Source organism: Streptococcus sp. oral taxon 064 (assembly GCF_001683375.1).
Taxonomy (GTDB): domain Bacteria; phylum Bacillota; class Bacilli; order Lactobacillales; family Streptococcaceae; genus Streptococcus; species Streptococcus oralis_S.
This window is the reverse complement of record NZ_CP016207.1, coordinates 1,711,049-1,726,808: the sequence shown is the minus strand read 5'-3', so window position 1 is coordinate 1,726,808 and position 15,760 is coordinate 1,711,049. Positions and strand designations below refer to the sequence as shown.

Below are 15,760 nucleotides of genomic sequence, written 5' to 3'. Positions count from 1 at the left end.
ATTTATGGTAAAATAGAAGGATAGAAAAATGCAGATGAGGCAATCATGATTAATAGAATTACAGATAATAAATTTAAACTAGTATCAAAATACCAACCTTCAGGAGATCAACCCCAAGCGATTGAGCAGTTGGTTGACAATATCGAAGGTGGAGAGAAGGCCCAAATTTTGATGGGGGCGACGGGTACAGGGAAGACCTATACCATGAGTCAGGTCATTTCCAAAGTTAATAAACCAACTTTGGTCATTGCCCATAACAAAACGCTAGCTGGGCAGCTCTATGGAGAGTTCAAGGAATTTTTCCCTGAAAATGCAGTCGAGTACTTCGTATCCTACTATGATTATTATCAACCAGAGGCCTATGTCCCTTCGAGCGATACCTATATTGAGAAGGATAGCTCGGTCAATGATGAGATTGACAAGCTTCGACACTCAGCGACTTCAGCTCTTCTGGAGCGTAACGATGTCATCGTCGTAGCTTCTGTCTCTTGTATCTATGGTTTGGGTTCGCCCAAGGAATATTCTGATAGTGTTGTTAGTCTTCGTCCAGGTCTGGAGATTTCTCGTGATAAACTCTTGAATGACTTGGTTGATATTCAGTTTGAACGCAATGATATTGATTTCCAACGGGGAAGATTTCGCGTTCGCGGGGATGTGGTGGAGATTTTCCCAGCTTCTCGTGATGAACACGCTTTTCGAGTAGAGTTTTTCGGTGATGAGATTGACCGTATCCGTGAGGTTGAGGCTTTGACAGGTCAGGTATTGGGTGAAGTGGATCATTTGGCGATTTTCCCTGCCACTCACTTTGTGACCAATGACGACCACATGGAAGTTGCGATTGTGAAAATTCAGGCAGAGTTGGAGGAGCAGTTGGCTGTCTTTGAAAAGGAAGGCAAACTGCTAGAAGCTCAGCGTTTGAAACAGCGGACAGAGTACGATATCGAAATGCTGCGTGAGATGGGTTATACCAACGGTGTCGAAAACTACTCCCGCCACATGGATGGTCGTAGCGAAGGAGAGCCTCCTTATACGCTTCTTGACTTCTTCCCAGATGATTTCTTGATTATGATTGATGAAAGTCACATGACTATGGGGCAAATAAAGGGCATGTACAATGGAGACCGTTCTCGTAAGGAAATGTTGGTCAATTATGGTTTCCGTTTGCCGTCTGCCTTAGATAATCGTCCTCTCCGTCGGGAGGAGTTTGAGAGTCATGTGCATCAGATTGTATACGTTTCAGCGACACCAGGTGACTATGAAAATGAACAGACCGAGACAGTGATCGAGCAAATCATTCGTCCAACAGGGCTCTTGGATCCTGAAGTGGAAGTCCGTCCAACTATGGGACAGATTGATGACCTCCTAGGTGAAATCAATGCCCGTGTTGAAAAGAATGAACGAACCTTTATCACAACCTTGACCAAGAAGATGGCAGAAGACTTGACCGACTACTTCAAAGAAATGGGCATCAAGGTCAAGTATATGCACTCGGATATCAAAACCTTGGAGCGGACGGAGATTATCCGTGACCTACGTTTGGGTGTTTTTGATGTTTTGGTCGGAATCAATCTGCTCCGCGAAGGGATTGACGTTCCTGAGGTAAGCTTGGTTGCTATTCTAGATGCTGACAAGGAAGGTTTCCTTCGTAACGAACGTGGATTGATTCAGACCATTGGACGTGCTGCTCGCAATAGCGAAGGGCATGTCATCATGTATGCAGACACGGTGACCCAGTCTATGCAACGTGCTATTGATGAAACGGCTCGTCGTCGGAAAATCCAGATGTCTTATAATGAAGAGCATGGTATCGTACCTCAGACAATCAAGAAAGAAATCCGTGACCTGATTGCTGTAACTAAGGCAGTTGCTAAGGAAGAGGACAAGGAAGTCGATATCAATAGCCTCAACAAACAAGAACGTAAGGAACTCGTCAAGAAACTCGAAAAACAAATGCAAGAAGCCGTCGAAGTGCTTGACTTTGAACTGGCTGCTCAGATCCGCGATATGATGCTGGAAGTGAAGGCGTTAAACTGAAAAAATTATAAAGAAATAGAAATATATAGAAAGACATAATATGACAGCAAAAAAAACTAAACACATAGGCATTGAATGTTGTAGAATTTTCGCTATGTTGATGATTTGCAACTTACATGTTTTGGGTATGGGAGGAATTTTGGAGAAAGTTGATAGTCAAAAAGATCTTTACTATATTTTTGCCAATTTTTTAGAAGCTTTCTCATATTCAGCTGTAAATATTTATATTTTAATCAGTGGGTATGTCGGTCTTTATTCACAATTTAGTTATAAAAAAATATTTAGTTTTTGGGTACAGATTATTTTCTATACTATTTCAATTACTTTTGTATTTGCTATTTTTTCAAAAACATCTGTTAACTTAAGTGATTGGTTTTCAGCTTTAACTCCAATAAGTCATGGACAGTATTGGTATATGAGTTGCTATTTTGGTTTAGTCTTAATAGCACCATTTTTGAATCAAGCAGTGTTGACATTGAAAAAAGAACAATTGCTTCCAATTGTTAGTGGAGCATTTATATACTTTTCTGTCATACCTACAGTATTTAAACAAGATATTCTGGGCTTGTGGGGTGGATATAGTGTATTATGGATGATTCTTTTGTACACTATAGGAGCAATAATTAGAAAATCAAATTACGAAAGTCGTTTTCAAATACGTAATGTTAGTGGATTCATTTTATTTCTAACTAGTTTAACTTTTATATTGTGCTGGCTTGGTTTTGAACAGTGGAGAAGTTATATTTCTCCTACGGTTACACTGCAAGGAATAGCAATATTTTTACTCTTCTTGAATATTAAAGATATTCCCTTAACTTTTAAGAGAATAGTTCTTTTAATATCTCCACTAACTTTGGGGGTTTATCTGTTTCATGTACATCCTCTTATTTTTAGAAGAATTATACCAACCATCCATACTTTAGTTGAAGAACAAGAATTTCCCATTTTTGTCATTATGATTCTAGTTATGACACTGGCCCTGTTCTTTTCTGGCGCTATGATTGAGTATTTTAGAAATAAATTAATGGCGTATATTCTTACTTTAATAAAGAGTGTTAAAAATCTTAAACAGACTTAAAACTTTATTGTCTTATTAAAATAGGAGCAAGAGGCATTAAAATATACACTTCACTGAGAACTTAAGGTTTACTGAACTTATCCGTGACTTAATTGCCGTGACTAAATCAGTAGCTAAGGAAGAGGACAAGGAAGTCGATATCAATAGCCTCAACAAACAAGAACGCAAAGAACTCGTCAAAAAACTCGAAAAACAAATACAAGAAGCCGTCGAAGTGCTTGATTTCGAGTTGGCTGCTCAGATACGCGATATGATGTTGGAAGTCAAGGCGTTGGATTAGATAGGAGAGAATGAATGAAAATTTTAGTCATCAATGGACATCCTGACAAGGAAAGTTTCTGTCAAGAAATTTTTCGAACGATTGTAGAAAATATTGACTCAAATCATCATGAGCTTGAATCTATTAACCTAAATGAGATAGATTTTGATCCTGTATTACGTTATGGTTATCGAAAACGTATGGAAGAGGACTCTTTCATACTTCGCTCTCAGGAATTAATCCAGTGGGCAGATCATTTCATTTTTGTTTATCCAATTTGGTGGAGTAGTATGCCTAGCTTATTGAAGGGTTGGATTGATCGTGTTTTCACGCCAGGAATTGCGTACTCTGCCAATAATCAAGGAAGTTTTATTTGGAATTACTTAAGAGGTCAGCAGTTTAAAAAGTTACTAAAAGGAAAATCAGCCAGTATTTACGCAACATCCATGGCACCAACATGGTGGTACAAAGCATTCTCAGGTCCTATCAGTATCCCAGACAGTTATGGAATATCAGTATTAAAGAATGCTGTCCTAAATCACTGCGGTATTAAAACAAAGAAAGTTTCAATTTTGGGTGAGTTAGGGCGTGAGGTGAATACAAGTTCAACAAGAGAAAAGTATCTACAAAAAGTAGCTGAGGAAGTCAAGGCGTTGGATTAGGAAATAGTATGGTTTATTTAAGAAAACTAATAGAAGAAGATCTGTTGTCTTTGTGGGAAATTGCTTATTCACAATCTGATCCAATTTGGAAGCAGTATGATGCTCCCTATTATGACGATTATCAGCATTTTCCTAATTTTCAAGAATTTAAACTACAAAAATCAGAATCCGCTCTAAACAACTCAAATCGCCTTGGTATTTTTGTTGATGATAAACTAGTTGGGACTGTTTCGCGCTACTGGGTATGTAAACAAACAAGATGGATGGAATTGGGAATTTGTATTTATGACAAGAAATTTTGGAACTCTGGAATTGGAAAAGCTGCTATGCTACAGTGGATAGATCAGACATTTCAGGATTACTTGGAGTTGGAGCATCTTGGTTTGACAACTTGGTCAGGAAATTTTGGTATGATGAAATTGGCTGAAAAATTAAGAATGAAAAAAGAAGCTCATATTCCAAAAGTTCGTTATTACCAAGGCAAATATTTTGATAGTATTAAATATGGTGTTTTGAGAGAAGAATGGGGTAAAATAAATGAACCTAACTATCAAACAAATGGAAACTCCTGAGGAGATAGAAGGGAAATCCCGAGTTCATTGGCAGACATGGCGTGAGGCTTATGACGATCTTTTGCCTGCAGAATTTCAGGAGACAATGACATTAGAAAGATGTCGATTCTTTAGTCAAAAATATCCAGAAAATACATTGATTGCCATAGATGATATGAAAGTAGTTGGTTTTATCAGTTATGGAAACTTTCGTGATGAGACTATTCAAGCTGGCGAAATCATTGCCTTATATGTTTTAAAAGACTATTATGGAAAAGGTATTGCTCAGAAGTTAATGAAGGAAGCTCTGACGACTCTTGAACAGTTCTCTGAAATATTTTTATGGGTATTAAATGAGAATAAGCGAGCGATTGCTTTCTATCAAAAAATGGGTTTTACTTTTGATGGGCAAGAAAAAATACTTGACCTTGGAAAACCTATCACTGAAATTAGAATGGTACGTAAGAAATCATCAAAATCTGAGAGTCAAATACTGGTAGAATTGTGATTTTGTTTTCAGATGACTCAATGAACAAACAATCACGTTTTAGAATATATTTTAAATGGAAAGAAGTTATTATGAATTTGAAAGAGAAGAAGTATAAGAAATCATCGGCCTTAGATTCAGTACGTTTTTGGTTACAAGGGCATCGATTTGTCAAATTTATGCTTGATATTGTATTTTATATCAGCTTGTTCCTAGTTATAGAATTTACAACATCACAGAACAAAAGCATTCCAGCTGATTTTCGTTACAGAGAGCTTTTATTTCCCTTGCAATTGAATCTTTTTATCTTGGGTAATAGGTTCTATGCTCTCTTTTTGTCAGTGAAAACTGAAAAAGAAAGGACCCTTAAAAGATTTTGTGAACCCTTTATTTATATCAATATCCTTAGCTTCATTTTTCAACTGATTGGCGTGAGAAAAAGAGGAAGAGTCGTTCTATCACCTTTGTTTTCACTGGAGTCATCCTATATCTGGTTTCCTATTGTCATCTACCTTCTAGTCTTGATGTTAACTTTGGCAATCTTCTTTCTCTCCAAAGGTTCAAAAAAAGGAGTAGATGAAAATGAAGATGAGTAGGCAAATGAAGTACAAGACAAAAGAAAAGCCTTCTTGGACTAAGAGGATTTTTCTTTGGCTGGAAAGGCACAGAAGGATTGGTCAACTTTTGGATACGAGTGTATTATTTGGATCTATGTTTGTATCATTTCTTGCCGCCTCTTACATTAGTTACCCATTACCGAACATAAACTATCTTTCCCCCTTAAGCTTCAATCTTATCCTTCTGATCTTATCAACCTATTTCCTTGTCTTTCGTTTTAGTAGTGATAAACTTCAGAAATGGCGTTACTTTTCATGGGGATTTATTGGGTTTAATGGTCTTCTTTTTCCCTTTCATCTCTTGGTAGGTCTGAATTGGCTAGGACGTCGTAAGTCAACGAATTTCCCTCCCATAATTTCTATGGATCCAGCATATGTCTGGGTCCCTATTGTAAGTTATCTCTTTTTCTTTTTCTTGGGGCTGGGCATTCTGCTTTTGATTATACGGATAGAAAAGAGCAGAAGGAGGCGTAAATGGAACGAAAGATTAAGAGAAAAAAGAAGGTCAAACAACAGGACAGAAAAATGAGAAAAATCCATAAAAAGTATTCTTTGGTAGCTCACGTCCAATTGTGGCTGGAAAGACATTTAAAGATTGCTTCTTTTATGGATGGTGGTATAATATTATTATCTATTTTTGGTATCATGTATGTGTTGTTCGGGACGTCACTTATCCCGAAACCATATCAAGAAATGTCCTATCTCTTACCAATTATTATGAATTTTGTCTTTTTGGTGCACACACTCTATCAAGGTATTTTTAGAGATGGTTTTAGCAATAAGGCCTCAGTACAAGGATTTTTAAAAACTTTTCTATTCATAAACGGACCTATTTTTCTCCTCCACTTACTTGTTGGGGTGAAAGGGAGAAATGTTAAAAAAATTCCTTCCCTATTATCTATCGATTATCGCTACATCTGGCTTCCAATTGCTACCTATCTAATCTTTTTCATCATTCCAGCGATATTAATGGTCATTTTGAAATATAAGGACAAAAAGAGGAAAAATCATGACAAAAGAAAATCGAATTAAGTTAATTTCATTTAAAACCCTCTATTTGGCTTTGCTGACCTTTGTGGTTCTTCATTTGGTGTTGTTGGTTTTTGGCCTATCTTTTACGCCAATTTTGTGGAATAGTTGGTTTTTCATTCTTTGTTTGACCTTCCTAATCCATCCCTGGAGAATTTTTTATAGAACAAGAGATTTTCAATGGTATCACCTTATTTTTCAAATATTTAGTGGATTGGTGACATTTTACCTTTGGTTTGCAGCATTCTTTGTTTTATCAGTTATCTCGGATCCAGCCATCCCTATCAATATAGACTATCGCATACAAGATAAGGAAATCATCATTGCTAGAGGTTTTTTGGCCCGTACTACTTATGAACATCATGAATTGATCAATCCCTTTATCATGAAGTCAGAAGTAAAATACAACGAAGATACATTTTAATAACTTAGAAAGCGAGCAAATCTATGTCCCGTGCCCAAGCAACCATTTTAACCAATATCTGTCTGATTGAAGACCTCGAAACCCAGCGAGTAGTCATGCAATACCGCTCTCCTGAAAACAATCGCTGGTCTGGCTATGCCTTTCCAGGAGGTCATGTTGAGAATGGCGAGTCCTTTGCCGAGTCTGTCATTCGTGAGATTTATGAAGAAACTGGTCTAACCATTCAGAATCCCCAACTGGTCGGCATTAAAAACTGGCCCTTAGATACAGGTGGGCGCTACATCGTTGTTTGTTATAAGGCGACAGAGTTTACTGGAAGTCTCCAATCCTCAGAAGAAGGAGAAGTATCTTGGGTGCAAAAAGACCAGATTCCAAATTTGGATCTGGCCTATGATATATTGCCTTTGATGGAAATGATGGAAGCACCTGACAAGTCTGAGTTCTTCTATCGCCACCGCACAGAGGACGGCTGGGAGAAAGAAACCTTCTAGTCTTTTACTAAATAACCAAGTTTATCCAAGGCCTCCTCGATATAGTGGAGGTCTTGTTGTGTTTCGGCTTCAACAAGGTGGTAATGGGTGCCATCCGTCAATTCAGAAAGGGGTCTAAAGTCAGAGTTCTCGACTTGCTCTAAAAAATGTTGGACATCTCGACGACAGGTGAGTTTGAGTAGGGTCTCAATTTCTCCATAAACAGGATGGTCAATCAAAGTATTCTGAACACGTCCGCCATTATCTACAATAGCTAGTAGTTCCTGACCGATTTCTTCCAGTTCATGTTTCACTTTAAAGAGTTTGTGAACGTAGGGGCTGGCATCATTTTCTTTGTAGATATAGCCTCGATTGGTGGATAGGATAGGAGCTCCATCTGCTCGGAGAATAGCGATATCCTGTACAATGATCTGACGAGTGACATGAAAGTGTTCAGCCAAAGTTTGACCATTGAGAGCTTTTGGTGCCTCTTTTAACAGTTTGAGAAGAGCTTGTTTGCGATCCTTTGTCATAGTTTTTCCTTTTAGCGACGTTTTCGAAGCACTTTATAGACAGCTAGTGCTAATGTATAGTCTACCATACTATGGACGATTGTGCCAAAACCAACTAGGACAAAGAGAACATAAAACATATTTTCAACATTTGTTCCTGAAGTAGCATAAAAGATGATACAAGCTATTACTTCAGCGATAGCATGAACAACACCCAAAACAAAGTTAAAAATCCAAGATGCCTTTGGTTTATCCAAGGTTTCAGGGAATTTCTTTAAGTACAAAGCCCCCAAAGTACCAAAAACAATGTGAGAGAAGGCACGGAGTACAATAACAGGCGGATAGCCTGCCATCAGAAAACCAAGACTAGAAGCAATAATCACAAAAGCAGCCATCAAAGGCGAAAGAAACATGGCGATAAAGATGGGGATATGACTTCCCAGGGTGTAAGAAGCCGGTGGGATAACGATTTTAAAAGGCATAATGATTGGAATCAAAATCGCTATTGCAGTGAGTAGGGCAGTCATAGTCATAAACTGCGTTTTTTTCCGTATATTCATAAGAACCTCCATTTATCTGTATATACACAAGTATAGTACAATAAATCACCAATCAAGTCAAGAAGCATTATTGATTTTTCAGGAAAATTTGGTTAAAATGTGGTAAAGAATAATAGGAACTGAGGAGAAAATGTGATGATACTTTTTGTTTACCTAATCGTGGTAATCGTGATGATGTCAAAACAGAAAAGTGAAGGGAAAGTAGTCTCAGGTTGGACTCGTTTCCTAGTTTATAGTTTATTGGTCCTTTCGCTACTCTCTCTATTAGCAAGCAGTCTGGCTGTTTCACTCTTTAGCCTTCCTTTATTAGGTTTTCTTTTGATGGCAGCAATACTAGAAATTGCTTATTTCGTCAGATTGGTGATTACATTTGGTTTGGTTTTACTATCTCTAACCCTATACTTGGATAGCCAGAAAAGCCAGCAACCTACACCTCTTTCGTATCAGCTCCTGCACTTTGGCTTTCACATTCTATTGATGTTTCTCATGTTTTAAATGCTAAACTCCACCTTCAGGATGAAAGTGGAGTTGTTTTTTTATTTCTTCAAGGTTTCGAGACGGGGGACAATCGCTACTGTTAGAACGGCAGAAATGACAAGCTCGGCAATTGAGTTTGTAGAAATAACGGTGGCCAGGAGTTTTTGGATATTGCCGTCGAAGACATTTCCAAAAAGGAAGAAGATTCCCCCAAGGACAAAGACGGTGTTGGTAAGGGAACCAAGGGCACCAGCTAGGATTAGCCCAGTTTTATTTTTCATCAGTTTATATACCAAGTAAGGTGTCAGACCGATCAAAATGCGAGGGACAATAGCAATAATCGCAGAATAGATGTTTCCGTTCGGTACGAATGGTGAGAAGAGGTAGCTGGTTGGAAGGATGGTAATCGTGTTTACCGTTAAGCTTAGCAGTCCCATCAAGAAACCAAGTGTAACACCAACTCGTGGGCCGTAAATGATACTAGCAATGATTACTGGAATATGAACGATAGTTGGTTTAATTGGAAATGGGAAAAGATTAAATAGGAGAGAGCTCAAAAAGTGGATAACGAGCATAACTGCAAAAAAGATAGCAATTGGGGCAATGTTAGAGCGTTTGTTCATCGAGGGTTTCCTTTATTCTTTCTAATATAGTATTCAGGTCAGCTAGGGCGCCTTTGCCGTGATCGCCACAGGCTAGTAGAGATTCCTTTGGAGAGATAATCTGATAACCATAGGTCTCTAATGTTTTTAGATTAGCCTGGGTTGCCGGATGGTCATACATTTTTGTATTCATGGCTGGCGCTAAGAGTTTAGGGATGTGACTTGGTAGGGCAAGCGCTGTGCTTGTCACCATGTTATCCGCAAAACCGTGCGCAAGTTTGGCAATGGTATTAGCAGTAGCAGGGACAACGATAAAAAGATCAGTTCTTTTACCTAGTTCGATATGATTGACTTGATCAGGATAGGGTTCCTTCATGACATCAAGGTGAACTGGATTCTGTGAGAGTACCTGTAGTGTCAAAGGCTGGATAAACTCTCTCGCTGCCTCGGTCATTAAGACAGTGACATGATGGCCTTGTTTTTTCAAAGAACTGACCAGGTCAGCTGATTTATAGGAGGCAATGGAACCTGTCACTGCAATGAGAATATTTGCCATGGCTTTCCTTTCTATGAATGATAGGTTTGAATTTTTTCAAGGAGGAGTTCTGCAATTTCCTCTTTGGTTTGAACAGTTTGAAGATGATCATTCTCAACAAAGATTGCGCGATGCTGATCTGCTGAAATTTGAGTCAGGTCATTTGCAATGATCAAGTCTGCTTGGTTCTTGATAAGACTCTGTCTAGCAACTTCAATAAGATGATCCTCAGTAACATCAACCAACAGTTTGAAACCAATCAGATGGATAGAAGGATTCCAGTCTTTGACTAGAGAGATGATTTTTGGAGTCTTTTTAAGGAACAAAACCTGAACTTCATCAGTTGAAGAAATCTTAGTCTGATGATTCTGCTTGCTTAAAAATTCTTCTAAATTAGAGCTAGCCTGAACTTCCTCAAGTCCCGTCATATAAACAGGAGTGTAGTCAGACACAGCCATTGAGTGGATTAAGACCTGATATTCCTTAACAAGTTTTTGCATCACAATTAGAAGGTCGTTGGTATTATCAATTTCTCGAATGCTTAGGTTGGGATGAGCTTCTGGCTTTAAAGCTCGTTTTGTCGTTATCAAACAAACTTCATGCCCCGCAGCAAGCAAGGTTTCTGTGATGATTTTCCCCAAGCGACCTGTAGAATGGTTAGTAATAGAGCGGACACTATCAATAGCTTCACTGGTACCGCCCGATGTGACTAAAATTTTCATAGCACTATTGTACACAAAAATAAACAGTAAGTAAAATGAAAGCATTTAAAAGAAAAATATATTATCATTGACATTCATAGTAATAAATAAGATAATGAATCTAAGTAAATTAAAAGGGATATTATTATGGATTTTTTTAAATTTGCAGACAATATTGCAAAAGAAGCTGGTAAAGTATTGAACGATGTCGGTTCTGCTACTAGCGAAGCCTTAAATGAAGCGAGTAAATTTACTGGAGAAGTTATTACTGAATCTGTAAAAACTATAGGTGAAGTATCAAGCCAAGTTGGTAATGTTGTCTCAGATGTCTCAGTGAAAGCTGTTGGAGTTGCCGAAGATGTAGCACATCAGATAACAAATGTGACTTCTGAAACATTTAACGAAGCTGGGAAAATAGCGAATAATACAAAAGAACAAATTGAATCGGTAGACCTTTTTAATTCTAAACTAAGACAAGAAGCTGTTGATGGATATAATGAAGCTATTAGTTGTTATAATGAGGAAGCTGATAGCTTGGCTAATAAATCAATAGAGCTTTATCAGGTTAGGGATAAAGCTATCAAAGTTGTAAAAATTGTTGAAGAAAGAATTAACAAACTAGCAAATAAACCAAAAGAGTTTGAAACAAAATTAGAAGCAATTGATGTTGAAATTCAGAATTTTGAAGATAAGCAAATTGCTATTTCACAGTCAATTAAGGAAGCTGAATTAGCAAGTGGTAGCACAGCGGCTACGGCTTCACTTAGCGCATTAGGAGTAACAGTTGCAACTTTAGGGCCTACTGCCGCTATGGGTGTTGCAACTACATTTGGTGTTGCATCAACAGGTACTGCAATTTCAAGTTTGACAGGTGCTGCAGCAAATAGCGCCGCTCTGGCTTGGTTAGGTGGTGGAAGTGTAGCAGCTGGTGGCGGTGGAGTGGCAGCCGGTAATGCATTTTTAGCATTGGCTGGTCCTGTCGGTTGGGGAATTGCAGGCGCTATGTTGACCGCTTCTGTTGGCGCTGGTGTAGTAGCTAATAGGAAAAATGAAGAAGTTGCAAAAGAGGCTATAGAGGAACAGAAAAAGGTAGAATTGTTGGCTAGACAACTTAAAGAAAAAGTAGTAGAAGTTACGGAATTAATAGAACTAACTGAAAAACAAACAGAAGGAATTTATTTAGCCAATTTATCTTTAACTGGAATGGACTATAGCTTATTTACTGATGACGAAAAATATCAAGCAGGTGCTTTAGTGAATTCAACTCTATCATTGACTGCTATGGTAAATAAGGAAATTAGAATAAATGAGTAACCAGATTTTTAATCAAGCTTTTAACCAAGGTATTGGTGCATATGTCAATTGTTTAAATAACTTGAGAATTCAAGATTTACATAATGCTATGAAAATCATAGAGGATGAAGCACGCAGAGTCATATTAAACAAGGAGAATGCCTCAAGGATTTTAAACTATACGAGAGACAATATTGAAGACGTTATTCTAAAGAAGCGTGGAGGAGATTATGGTGGTCACGGCTTTATCGCTGAATTTGCAGAAGCAGGGATTGTAAATGCGAGGAGAGCTATTGAAGGATTAAATCCTATTGTAAAAGTATTGAATGATAATGGACCTGCAGATTTATTAATTGCTAGAAATACTATTCAAATGAAGTTTTATAATAATTTACGTGATGAACTAGCTCAATCGTTTCATTACAGTTCAAAAATGAAAATGATGTTTCCAAAAGATCACGTTCAAGTATTTGAAAAAATAATGGCTGGAGCAAAAGAAGTTGAATTTAATGGTAAGAGATTATCCATTAAACAAATTACGGATATACGCCAAATGATTAATGATATCACTGAAAGCAAGGGACTTACTTCATACAAATCTTGGATGAAATCCTCTGCTCTAGATTATAAAGACGCTCAAAAGAATTCAATTAACTCTCTATTGGATTCTGAACAGAAAAATATTTATAAAACAGTCAAACTGAAACAACAAGAATTAAATAAAAAAAGATTAGTGGCCCAAAAACATGCATTACCAAATTTAAAAGAAGCTAACAAGGTTGCAAGAAACGCAGCTTTTTTACAAGGTGGTTTAGCATTAATGTCGACTGTGTATGGAAAATACAAAGAAGGAAAAAGTATCTTTGAATTCGAACAATCAGATTGGTTAGATTGTGGATTGGACACAGCTGAAGGAGTTGTAAAGGGGGCAATATCTGGTTATTCCATTTACGGATTAACAAATATTTTGGGTATTAGCGCTCCAAATGCCAGTGCTTTAGTTATGGCTACTTATGGGATGATAGATGTTGTTTTGAGATTCAGATCTTCTGAAATAACTCAAGATGAATTTATGAATCTCTTGACATTAAATGTAATAGATTCTTCCTTTGCTACAATTGGTGCTTGTGTTGGTCAGATCATGATTCCAATACCTGTTCTAGGTTCTGTAGTAGGTTCAATATCCTCTTCAATAATTTGGGAGATAGGTAAGGGAATATTAAATGAAAGAGAACAAAAAATAATTCAAGATTACAGGGAAAATCTGAATAGTTACATAAAAACTTTAGACGAAAATTATCTTGTCATTTACAACGAAATCATAGAAAAGTATAAAAAATTGGGTGAAATACAAGCATATTCGTTTGATTTGTCAATAAATACTAAACTTAGGTTTGAGTACTCTATTGAGATGGCAGAAAGTTTAGAAATTGAAGATAATAAAATTCTCCACGATTTGTCTGAAATTGATAATTATTTTCTAGACTAGATTATTTTCAGATTCTTTATAGTCTAAAACTATAAAAGCATATAAAATTTTAAAAATCGCTATTATATCCCTTGAAATATTGATATTTACGAACATTAGCAAGCAAGATGGGTGTTAAAAATCTTTTTTTGTGTTATAATGAGTTATCATATTAGAGGTTAGAGGAGTTTTGAATGAAAACAGATATTGAAATCGCACAGAGCATTGAGTTAAAGCCAATCGTTGATGTTGTTGAGAAACTTGGTATTTCTTACGACGATTTGGAATTGTACGGGAAGTACAAGGCTAAGCTCAGCTTTGATAAAATTCGTGCAGTTGAGAGCAATCCAGTTGGGAAATTGATCTTGGTTACTGCCATCAATCCAACACCAGCAGGTGAAGGGAAATCAACTATTACCATTGGTCTGGCAGACGCCTTGAACAAGATTGGTAAGAAAACCATGATTGCTATTCGCGAACCGTCTCTTGGCCCAGTCATGGGGATTAAGGGTGGTGCAGCCGGTGGTGGTTATGCCCAAGTGTTGCCAATGGAGGACATCAACCTTCACTTTACCGGGGATATGCATGCCATTACAACTGCTAACAATGCTCTTTCTGCTATGATTGACAACCACTTGCACCAAGGGAATGAGTTGGGTATTGACCAACGTCGTATCCTCTGGAAACGTGTTGTGGACTTGAATGACCGTGCTCTTCGTCATGTGACTGTTGGCCTTGGTGGTCCTCTAAATGGTATTCCACGTGAGGATGGTTTCGATATTACCGTCGCTTCTGAAATTATGGCCATTCTTTGCTTGGCAACGGACATTGAGGACTTGAAACGCCGTTTGGCGAATATCGTTATCGGTTATCGCTATGATCGTACACCTGTTTCTGTAGGTGATTTACAGGTTGAGGGTGCTTTAGCATTGATTTTGAAAGATGCTATTAAGCCAAACTTGGTTCAGACAATTTACGGTACACCTGCCTTTGTACATGGTGGTCCATTTGCCAATATCGCTCATGGATGCAACTCAGTTTTGGCAACAAGCACAGCCCTTCGCTTGGCTGATTATACTGTTACTGAAGCTGGTTTTGGTGCAGACCTTGGTGCTGAGAAATTCCTTGACATTAAGACACCAAACTTGCCAACTTCTCCAGATGCAGTAGTCATCGTCGCAACCCTTCGTGCCCTTAAGATGAATGGTGGTGTAGCTAAGGACGCTTTGACAGAGGAAAATGTAGAAGCAGTTCGTTCAGGTTTTGATAACTTGAAACGCCACGTTGAGAACATCCGTAAGTTTGGTATTCCAGCAGTTGTTGCGATTAATGAATTTGTTTCTGATACAGAGGCTGAAATCGCAGCCTTGAAGGAACTTTGTGCTTCTATCAATGTGCCAGTTGAGTTGGCTAGTGTCTGGGCTGATGGCGCAGAAGGAGGCGTAGCACTTGCCGAAACACTTGTCAATACAATCTCAGAAAATCCAGCTAACTACACACGTCTTTATGACAATGACCTTTCTGTCCAAGAAAAGATTGAAAAGATTGTTACTGAAATCTACCGTGGTAGCAAAGTGAACTTTGAGAAGAAAGCTCAAACGCAAATTGCCCAAATCGTTCAAAACGGTTGGGACAAATTGCCAATCTGTATGGCGAAAACTCAGTACAGTTTCTCTGATAATCCAAATGCACTTGGAGCACCAGAAAACTTTGAAATTACCATTCGTGAATTGGTACCAAAATTAGGTGCAGGCTTCATCGTTGCCCTAACTGGTGATGTCATGACCATGCCAGGACTTCCAAAACGTCCAGCCGCTCTTAATATGGATGTTGAAAGTGACGGGACCGTTCTAGGTTTGTTCTAGTAAATTGCAATTGATTTAAATGAGTTTGGAAAAGATTTCCAAGCTCATTTTCTTGTCTAGATATGAGGCCTTGTCGTCAGCTGATATAATAGAGTTACTTTCTAGACGCAATCAGTCTAGCTAAAGATATTTTCTC

At 37.9% G+C, this 15,760-nt stretch carries 19 protein-coding genes; 14 read left to right on the top strand and 5 right to left on the bottom strand.

Annotated elements, in window-relative coordinates; all coding sequences use genetic code 11:
* Window positions 1–45 precede the first annotated feature (45 nt).
* The 10 genes from uvrB (at window position 46) to AXF18_RS08445 (ending at window position 7,632) form a co-directional block, all read left to right on the top strand.
* Window positions 46–2,034: an excinuclease ABC subunit UvrB gene (gene uvrB / locus AXF18_RS08495; protein WP_000610417.1), complete on the top strand. Its 1,989-nt coding sequence runs from the start codon at window positions 46–48 to the stop codon at window positions 2,032–2,034.
* Window positions 2,035–2,074: 40 nt separating this feature from the next.
* Window positions 2,075–3,112 (top strand): acyltransferase, encoded by a 1,038-nt coding sequence (locus AXF18_RS08490; protein WP_000125532.1) that lies wholly within the window; start codon window positions 2,075–2,077, stop codon window positions 3,110–3,112.
* A gap of 97 nt (window positions 3,113–3,209) precedes the next feature.
* Entirely contained in the window at window positions 3,210–3,392 is a 183-nt protein-coding gene (locus AXF18_RS08485; RefSeq protein WP_065371818.1) for a UvrB/UvrC motif-containing protein, read from the top strand.
* A gap of 14 nt (window positions 3,393–3,406) precedes the next feature.
* Window positions 3,407–4,033 carry an NAD(P)H-dependent oxidoreductase gene (locus tag AXF18_RS08480; RefSeq protein WP_049549944.1) on the top strand — a complete coding sequence of 209 codons (627 nt, stop codon included), beginning with the start codon at window positions 3,407–3,409 and terminating at the stop codon, window positions 4,031–4,033.
* Window positions 4,034–4,041: 8 nt separating this feature from the next.
* Window positions 4,042–4,605 (top strand): GNAT family N-acetyltransferase, encoded by a 564-nt coding sequence (locus tag AXF18_RS08475; RefSeq protein ID WP_049549943.1) that lies wholly within the window; start codon window positions 4,042–4,044, stop codon window positions 4,603–4,605.
* A complete protein-coding gene (locus tag AXF18_RS08470) occupies window positions 4,571–5,092 on the top strand; it encodes a GNAT family N-acetyltransferase (protein ID WP_049549942.1) in 522 nt (173 codons plus the stop codon). Before AXF18_RS08475 ends, AXF18_RS08470 begins: the two co-directional genes overlap by 35 nt.
* 20 nt (window positions 5,093–5,112) lie before the next feature.
* A complete protein-coding gene (locus AXF18_RS08465; RefSeq protein ID WP_157090880.1) occupies window positions 5,113–5,667 on the top strand; it encodes a hypothetical protein in 555 nt (184 codons plus the stop codon).
* A gap of 495 nt (window positions 5,668–6,162) precedes the next feature.
* Window positions 6,163–6,720, top strand: a complete 558-nt coding sequence (locus AXF18_RS08455) for a hypothetical protein (RefSeq protein WP_065371815.1) — start codon at window positions 6,163–6,165, stop codon at window positions 6,718–6,720.
* Window positions 6,698–7,141, top strand: a complete 444-nt coding sequence (locus AXF18_RS08450) for a hypothetical protein (RefSeq protein ID WP_049520353.1) — start codon at window positions 6,698–6,700, stop codon at window positions 7,139–7,141. Before AXF18_RS08455 ends, AXF18_RS08450 begins: the two co-directional genes overlap by 23 nt.
* Window positions 7,142–7,164: 23 nt before the next feature.
* Complete coding sequence (locus AXF18_RS08445; RefSeq protein ID WP_065371814.1) at window positions 7,165–7,632, top strand: 8-oxo-dGTP diphosphatase; 468 nt, start codon at window positions 7,165–7,167, stop codon at window positions 7,630–7,632.
* Here AXF18_RS08445 and AXF18_RS08440 read toward each other — a convergent pair.
* Complete coding sequence (locus AXF18_RS08440) at window positions 7,629–8,144, bottom strand: transcription repressor NadR (RefSeq protein ID WP_065371813.1); 516 nt, start codon at window positions 8,142–8,144, stop codon at window positions 7,629–7,631. The two genes, AXF18_RS08445 and AXF18_RS08440, sit on opposite strands and share 4 nt — an antisense overlap.
* An 11-nt stretch (window positions 8,145–8,155) precedes the next feature.
* Entirely contained in the window at window positions 8,156–8,683 is a 528-nt protein-coding gene (locus AXF18_RS08435; protein ID WP_049490650.1) for an ECF transporter S component, read from the bottom strand.
* Window positions 8,684–8,818: 135 nt separating this feature from the next.
* Between AXF18_RS08435 and AXF18_RS08430 the strand changes: the two genes are divergently transcribed.
* Complete coding sequence (locus AXF18_RS08430) at window positions 8,819–9,178, top strand: hypothetical protein (RefSeq protein WP_065371812.1); 360 nt, start codon at window positions 8,819–8,821, stop codon at window positions 9,176–9,178.
* A gap of 41 nt (window positions 9,179–9,219) precedes the next feature.
* On the opposite strand, the gene AXF18_RS08425 is transcribed toward AXF18_RS08430, so the two are convergent.
* From AXF18_RS08425 to coaB, 3 genes are read right to left on the bottom strand one after another with little or no spacing between them, the layout of a single operon-like run.
* Window positions 9,220–9,783: an ECF transporter S component gene (locus AXF18_RS08425; RefSeq protein WP_001042719.1), complete on the bottom strand. Its 564-nt coding sequence runs from the start codon at window positions 9,781–9,783 to the stop codon at window positions 9,220–9,222.
* Entirely contained in the window at window positions 9,767–10,318 is a 552-nt protein-coding gene (coaC, locus tag AXF18_RS08420; RefSeq protein WP_009730209.1) for a phosphopantothenoylcysteine decarboxylase, read from the bottom strand. The genes AXF18_RS08425 and coaC overlap by 17 nt, the downstream gene beginning before the upstream one ends.
* Before the next feature lie 11 nt (window positions 10,319–10,329).
* Window positions 10,330–11,019: a phosphopantothenate--cysteine ligase gene (gene coaB, locus AXF18_RS08415; RefSeq protein ID WP_049549946.1), complete on the bottom strand. Its 690-nt coding sequence runs from the start codon at window positions 11,017–11,019 to the stop codon at window positions 10,330–10,332.
* 126 nt (window positions 11,020–11,145) lie between these two features.
* Here coaB and AXF18_RS08410 point away from each other — a divergent pair, with 126 nt between their 5' ends.
* The 3 genes from AXF18_RS08410 (at window position 11,146) to AXF18_RS08400 (ending at window position 15,624) form a co-directional block, all read left to right on the top strand.
* Window positions 11,146–12,312 carry a hypothetical protein gene (locus AXF18_RS08410; RefSeq protein WP_080979112.1) on the top strand — a complete coding sequence of 389 codons (1,167 nt, stop codon included), beginning with the start codon at window positions 11,146–11,148 and terminating at the stop codon, window positions 12,310–12,312.
* The gene (locus AXF18_RS08405; protein WP_049549935.1) at window positions 12,305–13,780 is read left to right on the top strand and encodes a hypothetical protein; all 1,476 of its coding nucleotides are present in this window, start codon (window positions 12,305–12,307) and stop codon (window positions 13,778–13,780) included. The genes AXF18_RS08410 and AXF18_RS08405 overlap by 8 nt, the downstream gene beginning before the upstream one ends.
* A gap of 173 nt (window positions 13,781–13,953) precedes the next feature.
* A complete protein-coding gene (locus tag AXF18_RS08400; protein WP_049549934.1) occupies window positions 13,954–15,624 on the top strand; it encodes a formate--tetrahydrofolate ligase in 1,671 nt (556 codons plus the stop codon).
* The last annotated feature ends 136 nt before the right edge of the window (window positions 15,625–15,760 follow it).